This is a genomic window from Streptomyces sp. NPDC002690 (assembly GCF_053592415.1).
In genome coordinates this window covers 1-9,931 of record NZ_JBSFVR010000282.1, presented here as the reverse complement: position 1 = coordinate 9,931, position 9,931 = coordinate 1, and the positions used below count along the sequence as shown (strand labels likewise).

The 9,931-nt window shown below is 70.7% G+C and carries 9 protein-coding genes; 5 read left to right on the top strand and 4 right to left on the bottom strand.

The window, feature by feature from the left end; all coding sequences use genetic code 11:
* Positions 1-46: 46 nt before the first annotated feature.
* From gap to ACWD3D_RS27320, 3 genes are all read right to left on the bottom strand, one after another.
* Positions 47-1,045: a type I glyceraldehyde-3-phosphate dehydrogenase gene (gap, locus tag ACWD3D_RS27330; protein WP_451463447.1), complete on the bottom strand. Its 999-nt coding sequence runs from the start codon at positions 1,043-1,045 to the stop codon at positions 47-49.
* A 168-nt stretch (positions 1,046-1,213) separates the two neighbouring features.
* Positions 1,214-2,173 (bottom strand): GlxA family transcriptional regulator, encoded by a 960-nt coding sequence (locus ACWD3D_RS27325; protein WP_451463446.1) that lies wholly within the window; start codon positions 2,171-2,173, stop codon positions 1,214-1,216.
* 421 nt (positions 2,174-2,594) lie between these two features.
* On the bottom strand, positions 2,595-3,506 hold the full coding sequence (locus ACWD3D_RS27320) for a LysR substrate-binding domain-containing protein (protein ID WP_451463445.1): 912 nt from the start codon (positions 3,504-3,506) through the stop codon (positions 2,595-2,597).
* A gap of 157 nt (positions 3,507-3,663) precedes the next feature.
* Here ACWD3D_RS27320 and ACWD3D_RS27315 point away from each other — a divergent pair, with 157 nt between their 5' ends.
* Positions 3,664-4,674 (top strand): aldo/keto reductase, encoded by a 1,011-nt coding sequence (locus tag ACWD3D_RS27315; RefSeq protein ID WP_451463448.1) that lies wholly within the window; start codon positions 3,664-3,666, stop codon positions 4,672-4,674.
* Positions 4,675-4,815: 141 nt separating this feature from the next.
* A complete protein-coding gene (locus ACWD3D_RS27310; protein WP_451463444.1) occupies positions 4,816-5,232 on the top strand; it encodes an SRPBCC family protein in 417 nt (138 codons plus the stop codon).
* A gap of 37 nt (positions 5,233-5,269) precedes the next feature.
* Here ACWD3D_RS27310 and ACWD3D_RS27305 read toward each other — a convergent pair whose 3' ends face one another.
* A complete protein-coding gene (locus tag ACWD3D_RS27305) occupies positions 5,270-6,217 on the bottom strand; it encodes a methionyl-tRNA formyltransferase (RefSeq protein ID WP_451463443.1) in 948 nt (315 codons plus the stop codon).
* Between the two features lie 244 nt (positions 6,218-6,461).
* Here ACWD3D_RS27305 and ACWD3D_RS27300 point away from each other — a divergent pair, with 244 nt between their 5' ends.
* From ACWD3D_RS27300 to ACWD3D_RS27290, 3 genes are all read left to right on the top strand, one after another.
* On the top strand, positions 6,462-7,817 hold the full coding sequence (locus tag ACWD3D_RS27300) for a lysine N(6)-hydroxylase/L-ornithine N(5)-oxygenase family protein (RefSeq protein ID WP_451463442.1): 1,356 nt from the start codon (positions 6,462-6,464) through the stop codon (positions 7,815-7,817).
* A 172-nt stretch (positions 7,818-7,989) separates the two neighbouring features.
* A complete protein-coding gene (locus ACWD3D_RS27295) occupies positions 7,990-9,048 on the top strand; it encodes a FecCD family ABC transporter permease (protein ID WP_451463441.1) in 1,059 nt (352 codons plus the stop codon).
* 50 nt (positions 9,049-9,098) lie between these two features.
* Positions 9,099-9,931, top strand: an 833-nt coding sequence (locus ACWD3D_RS27290) for a FecCD family ABC transporter permease (protein WP_451463440.1), incomplete at its 3' end; no start/stop codon positions are given.

The window sequence follows — 9,931 nt, the reverse complement described above, 5'->3', positions numbered from 1 at the left end:
GTTCGAGAGCGGCCAGCGGCCAGCCGCTGGCCGGCCGGCCCCCGGATCAGCCCGCCGCGAGCAGTTCGAGGGTGTCGATCACCCGGTTCGAGAAGCCCCACTCGTTGTCGTACCAGGCGACCACCTTGACGTGGCGGCCGTCGACGCGGGTCAGGGCCGAGTCGAAGATCGACGAAGCCGGGTTGCCCGTGATGTCGGACGACACCAGCGCGTCCTCCGAGTACTCCAGAACCCCGGCGAGCGGACCCGCCGCCGCGGCGCGGTACGCCTCCAGCACGTCCTCGCGAGTCACGTCACGGGCGACGGTCGTGTTGAGTTCGACGATCGAACCCACCGGCACCGGTACCCGGATCGAGTCGCCCGACAGCTTGCCGTCCAGGTTCGGCAGCACCAGGCCGATCGCCTTGGCGGCGCCGGTCGTGGTCGGCACGATGTTGACGGCCGCCGCGCGGGCCCGGCGGGCGTCGCGGTGCGGGCCGTCCTGGAGGTTCTGCTCCTGCGTGTAGGCGTGCACCGTCGTCATGAAGCCGTGCTCGATACCGGCGAGTTCGTCGAGGACCGCGGCCAGCGGCGCGAGCGCGTTGGTCGTGCAGGAGGCGTTCGAGACGATGGTGTGCGTGGCGGGGTCGTACGCGTCGTTGTTGACGCCGTACGCGAGGGTGACGTCGGCACCGTCCGCCGGAGCGCTGACGAGGACCTTCCGCGCCCCTGCGTCGAGGTGGGCGCGGGCGGCCCCGGCCGAGGTGAAGCGGCCGGTCGCCTCCAGCACGATGTCCACGCCGAGCTCGGCCCACGGCAGTTGCGCCGGCTCACGCTCGGCGAGCACCTTGATGCGACGGCCGTCCACGACGAGGGTGTCTCCCTCGGCGGACACCGGGCGGCCCAGCCGGCCCGAGGTCGTGTCGAAGGCGAGCAGCCGTGCCAGAGTGGCCGGCTCGGTGAGGTCGTTGACCGCGACGATCTCCAGCTTGCTGTCGCGTTCGAGGAGCGCGCGCAGCACGTTGCGTCCGATGCGGCCGAATCCGTTGATGGCGATGCGAGTCATGGTTCTGTCCCTCGTCCCTGGTGCGGTGTGTCCGGTTCTCTTCCAGGTTCGCGCGCCCGGCGTGCCGATGACAGCGGCTCGATCGCCATGGTCCGCAAGGATCGTGCCAGCGCACCGGAGGACCGCGCCGGCGTGGCGGAGCGGTCCCGGTCGTTGCCCGCGGGGGAGCTACTCACCTCGCGCGAAGGTGTGCCGGTACTCGCTCGGGGTGGTGCCGAGGATGCGGTGGAAGTGCAGCCGCAGGTTCGCGCCGGTGCCGAGCCCGGTGTCGGCGGCGATCTGCTCGACGCTCCGCTCGGAACGCTCCAGCAGCTCGCGGGCCATGTCGACGCGGGCCCGCATCACCCACTGCATCGGCGTGTATCCGGTGTCCTCGACGAAGCGCCGGGAGAAGGTGCGCGAGGACACCGCGGCGTGCCGGGCCAGCACGTCGAGGGTGAGCGGCTCACCCAGCCTGCGCAGCGCCCACTCGCGGGTGGAGGCGAACCGCTCGCCCAGGGACTCGGGCACACTGCGCGGCACGTACTGCGCCTGACCACCACTGCGGTACGGGGCCGCGACCAGCCGGCGGGCCGCGTGGTTCGAGGCGGCCACCCCGAGGTCGCCGCGCAGGATGTGCAGGCACAGGTCGATGCCCGAGGCGGCGCCCGCCGATGTCAGCACGTTGCCGTCGTCGACGAAGAGGACGTTCTCGTCGACCCGGACGAGCGGATGCTTCGCCGCGAGCGCTCGGGTGTAGTGCCAGTGGGTCGTGGCCCGTTTGCCGTCGAGCAGCCCCGTGGCCGCGAGGGCGAAGGCTCCGGTGGAGATGGCGGCGAGCCGTGCGCCCCGGTCGTGGGCGGCGATCAGCGCGTCGAGGACGGCCCGCGGCGGGTCGTCGCGGTCGGGGAACCGGTAGCCCGGGACGAAGACGATGTCGGCCCAGGCGAGCGCGTCGAGCCCGTCGGCGACGTGGTACGACAGCCCGTCCCCACCGGTGACCAGCCCGGGGGCGGCGCCGCACACCCGTACCTCGTACGGCATGCTCGCGCGGGTCGTGAACACCTGTGCGGGGATGCCGACGTCGAGCGGCTTCGCGCCTTCGAGCACGAGTACGGCGACGTGGTGCGGGGGCGGTGAGGCGGACACGGGAGACAGGGTACGCGGGGCGCCGGGTGCGATCCGGGACCGGAGCCGGGCGTCCCCGCGCCGCTACCGGCTCCGGCTCCGCGCGGGTCCCTCGCAGGGGTGGAGTACGCGGCGCGGGGGCCTGGTTCCGCCGGACGGGGGCAGAAGTGGTCCAAGGTCCCGCGGACCGCGGGACGTGAACCGGTGTACCTCCCTCGCTGCGAGGGAGTGGGATGGAGTGGAGATGTCCTCGTTGACGAGTGCCGCAGACGTGTCGGCAGCCCCCGCGTGGTTACACGTCGCGGTGATGGTGATCGCGGTCCTGGTGCTGCTGTACAGCCTTTCCAAGCGCAGGAGTTGACCGACCGCCAGAAGACCGCGCCCGCCCCGTACGTCCGAGGGGAGAGGACGCGGAGCCGAGGGACCCGGCTCCCGGAGAGCGTCATTCGGCTGGTCGCGCAGGGCCGCGGCCGTCCAGGACGGTCGTACGGAAGGATGCCACCACCGGCCGGAGATCGACCCGGTGCCATGCGGCCCACAGATGTACCGACGCCCGGTGCCACGGCAGTTCACGGACCGTGACTCCCTCGGTGCCGCCGCGGACCATGCTCCGCTGGACGAGCGCCAGCCCCAGACCGGAGGCGACCAGCCCGAGGGCGGTCAGAGGCTCCGGAGCGCTGAGACGGATGTCCGGGGTGAAGCCCGAGGCCACGCAGTCGGCGACGAACCCGTCCCTGGCGGCCGGTTCGCCCGAGCCCTCGACGGCGATCCAGGGCTGACCGTCCAGATCCCGCGCCGCGATGTCCTCCCGGTCCGCCAGCGGGTGGCCCGCCGGCAGCGCGAGCATCAGCGGGTCCTCCAGCAGTGGGGCTGCCGTCAGGTCGGGGTCGTCCTCGGCCGGTGGACGGGGCACGAGCGCGATGTCGAGGCTGCGCTGCCGCAACCCCACGAACTGCTCCTGGGGATCGAGGCTGTAGAGCGCCACATGAATGCCGGGCCGTTCCTCCTGGAGGGTGCGCAGCGCCGCCGGGAGGACACCGGTGTGCATGGCGTCGGAGACGTACCCGATGCACAGCCCGCCCTCCTCCCCGCGGCCGAGGCGCCGCCCCAGGTTCTCCAGCCGGTCCGCGTGCCGCAGCAGCGCGCGCGTTTCGCTGAGGAAGACCCGTCCGTCCGCGGTCAGCCGGATGCGCTGCTGGCTGCGCTCGAACAGGGTGAGGCCGAGGGTTTTCTCCAGCTGGGCGATCTGCCGGCTGAGAGGCGACTGCGAGATGTGCAGTTCCTCGGCGGCGCGGCCGACGTGTTCCGCCTCGGCCACGGCCACGAAATAACGAAGTTGTCGCAGGTCGAGCATATAAGACCTCAGGGGACTCAAGTCAGTCCAAGCCTGTCTTGGACAGTCTCAAGTATCGCTCCTAATGTCGGAGAAGTCAGACCGGCTGCCCGTCGCGGCTCTCACCGAGAACCCGTACGGAAGCACGCCGCCCCTCACTCTCCGTAAGGAACTCCCCATGGGTATCGCCCCGCTCCTGTCCGGCCCGCTCGGCTTCGGAACCGCCCCGCTGGGCAACATGTTCCGCGCCATCCCCGACGAGGAGGCCGCCGGCACCGTCCAGGCCGCCTGGGACCACGGCATCCGCTACTTCGACACCGCCCCGTTCTACGGCGCCGGCCTCGCCGAGCTCCGCCTGGGCGAGGTGCTCGCCGCCCAGCCCCGGGACGCGTACGTCCTCAGCACCAAGGTCGGCCGGGTGATCCTGGACGAGGTCGAGGACCCCGCCGCCCGCGAGCTCGGCGAGAAGGGCGGGCTCTTCGAGCACGGCCGCCCCAACCGAATCGTCAACGACTACTCGGCCGACGCCACGATGCGCTCCATCGAGGACAGCCTGACGCGGCTGAAGACCGACCGGCTCGACATCGTCTGGGTCCACGACATTGCCCAGGACTTCTACGGCGACGAGTGGCTCGCCCAGTACGAGAGTGCCCGCACCGGCGCCTTCCGTACCCTGGACAGGCTCCGCGCCGAGGGTGTCATCAAGGCATGGGGCGTGGGCGTGAACAAGGTCGAGCCGCTGGAGCTCACCCTCGACCTCGACGAGCCGAAGCCCGACGCCTTCCTGCTGGCCGGCCGCTACACCCTCCTCGACCACGACCGCGCCCTGCAGCGCCTGCTGCCCGCCGCCGCCGAACAGAACGTCGACATCGTCGTCGGCGGCCCCTACAGCTCGGGCATCCTCGCCGGGGGCACCCACTTCGAGTATCAGCAGGCACCGGCGGAGATCATCGCCAAGGTCGAGCGGATCAAGGCGCTCGCCCAGCGACACGGCGTCGGCATCAAGGCCGCCGCCCTGCAGTTCTCCCTCGCCCACCGGGCCACCGCGGCGGTCATACCCGGCGCCACCCGGCCCAGCCGCATCGCCGAGGACGTCGCCGCGCTCGGCGAGCGGATTCCGGCCGCCTTCTGGGCGGAGCTGCGCCAGGAGCGACTGATCGCCCCCGACGCGCCCGTACCGGCCGTCTGACCGACGGCTTTCCGCGGCCGTACCGGCCGGTCGCCCGGCCGACGGCTTTCCGCGGCCTCACCACCGACTGACCGACGGCTTTCCGCGGCCGGCGGGGCTCCGCCTGCCGGCCGCCTGCCCGAGCCACTCAAGGAGAATCCCATGGCAACGACCACCGTGTCCGTCCGCGTCCCTGTCTCGCCCGACCGTGTCTGGCAACTCATCGGCGGATTCGACACCCTGCCCGACTGGCTGCCCTACATCCCGGCCAGCGAACTCGGCGAGGGCGGCCGGGTGCGCACCCTCACCAACGAGGACGGCGGCGTGATCGTCGAGCGCCTCGAAGCCTTCGACGACAAGGCCCGCAGGTACAGTTACTCGATCCTCCACGCGCCGTTCCCGGTGACCGGCTACCTCTCCACCCTCGCCGTGCACTCCGACCCGGGCACGGAGGGTGCCCGGGTGGAATGGAGCGGCACCTTCACTCCCGAGGGTGTCGACGACGCCGAGGCGGTCGCCCTCTTCCGCGGCATCTACACCGACGGCCTCGCCGCACTCGCGGCGACGCTCACGCCCTGACGGAACGCCGTTTCGCACCACGTAAGTTGACGAGGGGTCAGGGGCGGTTGGTGAGGTAGCCGCCCATGGAGGTGAAGTACTCGGTCGCGGGCAGCTCCCGGCCGTCCTCGGTGCGTACCCGGGTGATGGCCAGGCCGTGGTTGCGCCCGGTACGCGCGTCGGCCCCGGCGACGATCACCACGCCCTCGCCCTCCCGGTAGAAGATACGGCCCGGCGTGCCTCCGTACCGCGCCTCGGAGACGACGGCGGCGAGGACTTCGAGCCGCTTGCCCCGGTGGAAGGTGAAGGCGCTCGGGTACGGGTCGGACTGGGCGCGCACCAGCCGTTCGAGGACCTCGGCCGGCCAGGTCCAGTCGATCCGGATGTCCTCGTCGGACCGCTTGTGGAAGAAGCTCGCCTGCGAGCGGTCCTGGCGGGTGAACTCCGTCTGCCCGGAGGCGATGAGGGCCAGCGCGCCGGTGGTGACGGGGGCGATCAGGTCGACGGTCTTGTGGAAGAGGTCGGTGGCGGTGTCCGTCGGGCCGACCGGGACCGCCTCCTGCCGGACGATGTCACCGGCGTCGAGCTCGTCGTTCATCATGTGCGCGGTGACGCCCACTTTGGGTTCGCCGTTGATCAGCGCCCAGATCAGCGGGGAGAAGCCCGCGTACTTCGGCAGCAGTGAGTCGTGGATGTTCAGCGTGCCGTGGCGTGGCAGCGCGAAGATGCGCGGGGGAATCCACGTACGCCAGTTGTTGGCCACGATGATGTCCGGCTCGGCCGCTTCGAGGCGCTGGAACAGCTCCTCGTCGTCGGGGCGGTTGCGGATCAGCACGGGAACACCGTTCGCCTCGGCGAGGTCGGCGACGGAGTCGCTCCAGATCTTCTCGTAGGCGTGCTCGCTCTTGGGGTGTGTCACGACCAGCACCACGTCGTGCTCGGAGTCCAGGAGGGCTTGCAGGGTGCGGTGACCCCAGGTCTGGTAACCGAACATGACGACCCGCATGGGGGTTCCTCCTCTGTGCCGGAATGGACCGTGGGCCAGTAAAGCAAGGCTTACCTTGCTTTGCAACGGGCGCGCGGTGCCATGTGTTTGACGTGTCGTGCGCCCCTTGCTCCGCCCGGGCGCCCCCTCGACAGCCTCACAGGATTAGCTTAGGCTCACCTAAATTCGAGCCGCGCCGTCGGCCTGCCCGACGCTCGCACCTTCCCCATGCCATGAGCGGCTTCCCCGCACGAATGGGAGTGACATGTCACCGGTTCTTCCCGCCGACGCCCCGCAGGTCCACGACCTCATCGGTATCGGTTTCGGACCGTCCAACGTGGCCATGGCCATCGCGATCAGTGAGCACAACGCCCGCGCCGGCGAACGGCATCCGGTCAGTGCCCGCTTCTTCGAGCAGCAGCCCCGCTTCGGCTGGCACCGCGGCATGCTGATCGACGACGCGACCATGCAGGTGTCCTTCCTCAAGGACCTGGTGACGCTCCGGAACCCCACCAGCGAGTTCAGCTTCCTCTGCTACCTCAAGAGCAAGGGGCGGCTGATCGACTTCATCAACCACAAAAACCTCTTCCCGCTGCGGGTGGAGTTCCACGACTACTTCGAGTGGGCCGCCGCCCAGGTCGCGGACATGGTGTCGTACGGGCACGAGGTCGTCTCCGTCAGGCCCACCGTCCAGGACGGGATCGTGGAGTACCTCGATGTGACGGTCCGGTCGGGGGAGGGGCTCTCCGTCCACCGGGCCCGCAACCTCGTCATCGGCACCGGGCTGCGCCCCCTCCTGCCCGAGGGCGTCCAGCGCGGCGACCGGGTGTGGCACAACTCCGATCTCCTCGCCAAGGTGGGTGAACTGGACGGGACCTCACCCTCCCGGTTCATCGTCGTGGGCGCGGGACAGAGCGCCGCCGAGAACGTCGCCTACCTGCACCGCGTCTTTCCCGAGGCCGAGATCTGCGCGGTCTTCTCCCGGTACGGATACAGCCCCGCCGACGACAGCGCCTTCGCCAACCGGATCTTCGACCCCGGCGCCGTCGACGAGTACTTCGCCGCGCCGGACGAGATCAAGCAGCGGCTGATGGGGTACCACGGAAACACCAACTACTCGGTGGTCGACATCGACTTGATCGACGACCTCTACCGGCAGAGTTACCAGGAGAAGGTGCTCGGCACCGAGCGTCTTCGCTTCCTCAACGTGTCCCGGCTCGTGGGCGTCGAGGAGACGCCCGAGAAGGCCCGCGCCACCGTGACGTCCCTGGTCACGGGTGAGGAGACCGCCCTGGACGCCGACGTCGTGGTGCTCGCCACCGGTTACAGCCCCGTCGACCCCCTCGGCCTCCTCGGAGAAGTGGCGGACCGCTGCCGTACCGACGGCCGGGGACGCGTCCGCGTCGAGCGCGACTACCGCATCGAGACCGACCCCGCTCTGAGGTGCGGCATCTACCTGCAGGGCGGTACGGAGCACACCCACGGCATCACCTCCTCGCTGCTCTCCAACACGGCGATCCGGGTCGGCGAGATCCTGGACTCACTGCTCGACCGGCGGGCCAAGGCCGCCTCCGACGAGGCCGGGACGATCACCGGGGAAGCCGTCGGCGCGTCCCGCTGAGCAGGGCGACGGCCGTCGGCCTCGCGGGAACGCTCCCGTGGGCGGCGGCCAGGGGCCGAGGCCCGCGGGTACCCTCTGCCGGGGCGATGGTGGCCGTAACCGGGCCTGAGGAAAGTGGAGTTGGCCGACCACCCTGCGGACACCGAAGATCAAAGGGATAACGTACGGCGACATGACCACGACTACGGTGGAGCTCTCGGTGCCCCGGGGAGCAACGAACGCTCGTCGAAGACGAGTGGTGGGGATCGGCGTGCTCGCCCTGCTCGTCGTGCTCGCGGGGGTCGCGTCACTGGCGGTCGGCGCCCGTGCGCTGAGCCCCGCCGACGTGTGGCACGGCCTGTTCGCCGAGCCGGACGCCGACCGGCGGCTCACCGAGATCAGGCTCATCGTGCGGACCGTCCGGGTGCCCCGTACCGTGCTCGCGATCGTGGCGGGCATCGCCCTGGGCGTGGGCGGATCACTGATCCAGGGATTCACACGCAACCCGATCGCGGACACCGGACTGCTCGGTGTGAACTCCGGCGCCTCCTTCGCCGTGGTGGCCTCGATCGGACTGCTCGGCTTCGCCGATCCCTTCCAGTACGTGTGGTTCGGTTTCCTGGGGGCGGCGGTCGCCGGAGTCGTCGTGTTCGGCCTCTCCAGCGTGGGCCGGGGGGCGGGCAACCCGCTGACGCTCGCCCTGGCCGGGCAGGGCGTCACGGTGTTCCTCGCGGCGATGACCACGGCCGTCGCCCTGTCCGACCAGAAGTCGCTGAACGCGCTGCGGTTCTGGAACGCGGGGTCCGTCGCAGGCGTCGGGTTCGACGTCATCTGGCCACTGGCCGGCTTCATGGCGGTCGGGCTGCTCCTCGCGCTGACCACGCTGCCCGCCCTCAACCTGCTCAACCTGGGCGAGGACGTGGCGCGCGGGCTCGGCGTCAACATCGCGCTGAGCCGTACCGTCGGCATCCTCGCCATCACCCTGCTCGCGGGCGCGGCCACCGCCGCGTGTGGCCCTGTCGCCTTCCTCGGGCTCATGGTGGCCCACATCGCCCGTTACCTCACCGGACCGGACTACCGCTGGCTGGTGCCGTACGCGGGCCTCCTCGGCGCCGTCGTCCTGCTGGTCTGCGACATCGTCGGACGTCTCGTGGTGCGTCCCGGGGAACTGGCCGCGGGAGTCGTCGTCGCCCTCCTCGGTGCGCCGTTCTTCGCGGTCCTGGTCTGGCGCGGAAAGTTCAAGAACGCGTGAACGGGACTGAAGCTGTGAACGGGACCGAAGCCGTGAACGGGAAGGGCGCTGTGAACGGGACCGAGTCGAAGCCATCGCCGTCCCCGGCCCGCGGTGTGCGGCTCGGGCAGGTGTCGTTCGTCTGGCGGCCCTGGGTCGTCACGGTCACGCTCGTGCTGGCCGTCGGGGTCTTCTTCGTCTTCTGCCTCTCCGTCGCGGTCGGGGACTTTCCCATCGCGCTGTCCCGGGTGATCGCCACGGTCTTCGGCGGGGGCGAGCAGGTGGACCGGTTCGTCATCATGGAACTGCGGATGCCGAGGGCGCTGGCCGGACTGGTGGTGGGGATCGCGCTCGGGGTCTCCGGGGCCATCACCCAGTCCGTCGCCCGCAATCCGCTGGCCAGCCCCGACGTACTGGGTATCACCGGCGGCGCCGGCACGGTCGCGGTGTTCCTGGTGACGGTCTCGGGCGGAGCCGCCACGGCGGTCGTCAGCTCGGTCGGCCTCTCCGCCGCCGCGCTCGCCGGTGGTCTCGGCACCGGCCTGCTCGTCTACTTCCTGGCCTGGCGCCGGGGAATCGACGGATTCCGGCTCATCCTCATCGGCATCTCGGTGAGCGCCGTGACGGAGGCGCTGACCACCTGGCTGCTCGTCACGGCCGACATCAAGGACGTGGCCCGCGCCCAGGCGTGGCTGGTCGGCTCGCTCGACAACCGCTCCTGGGACGAGGTACGGGTGGCACTCTGGTGCACCCTCGTGCTCCTGGCCGTGGTGGCCGCCGCCGCCTTCCAGTTCAAGCCCATGCACCTCGGCGACGAGGTGGCCGCCGGGCTGGGCGTCCGCTACACACGGGTGCGGGCCCTCCTGCTGCTCTGCGCGGTGCTGCTGGCCGCCGCCGCGGTGAG

What these genes read in the sequence shown, in the direction of transcription:
- ACWD3D_RS27295 (WP_451463441.1), top strand. Translation starts at nt 7,990, where the DNA reads ATGACCACGACTACGGTGGAGCTCTCGGTGCCCCGGGGAGCAACGAAC.
- ACWD3D_RS27310 (WP_451463444.1), top strand. Translation starts at nt 4,816, where the DNA reads ATGGCAACGACCACCGTGTCCGTCCGCGTCCCTGTCTCGCCCGACCGT.
- ACWD3D_RS27300 (WP_451463442.1), top strand. Translation starts at nt 6,462, where the DNA reads ATGTCACCGGTTCTTCCCGCCGACGCCCCGCAGGTCCACGACCTCATC.
- ACWD3D_RS27305 (WP_451463443.1), bottom strand. Translation starts at nt 6,217, where the DNA reads ATGCGGGTCGTCATGTTCGGTTACCAGACCTGGGGTCACCGCACCCTG.
- gap (WP_451463447.1), bottom strand. Translation starts at nt 1,045, where the DNA reads ATGACTCGCATCGCCATCAACGGATTCGGCCGCATCGGACGCAACGTG.
- ACWD3D_RS27315 (WP_451463448.1), top strand. Translation starts at nt 3,664, where the DNA reads ATGGGTATCGCCCCGCTCCTGTCCGGCCCGCTCGGCTTCGGAACCGCC.
- ACWD3D_RS27320 (WP_451463445.1), bottom strand. Translation starts at nt 3,506, where the DNA reads ATGCTCGACCTGCGACAACTTCGTTATTTCGTGGCCGTGGCCGAGGCG.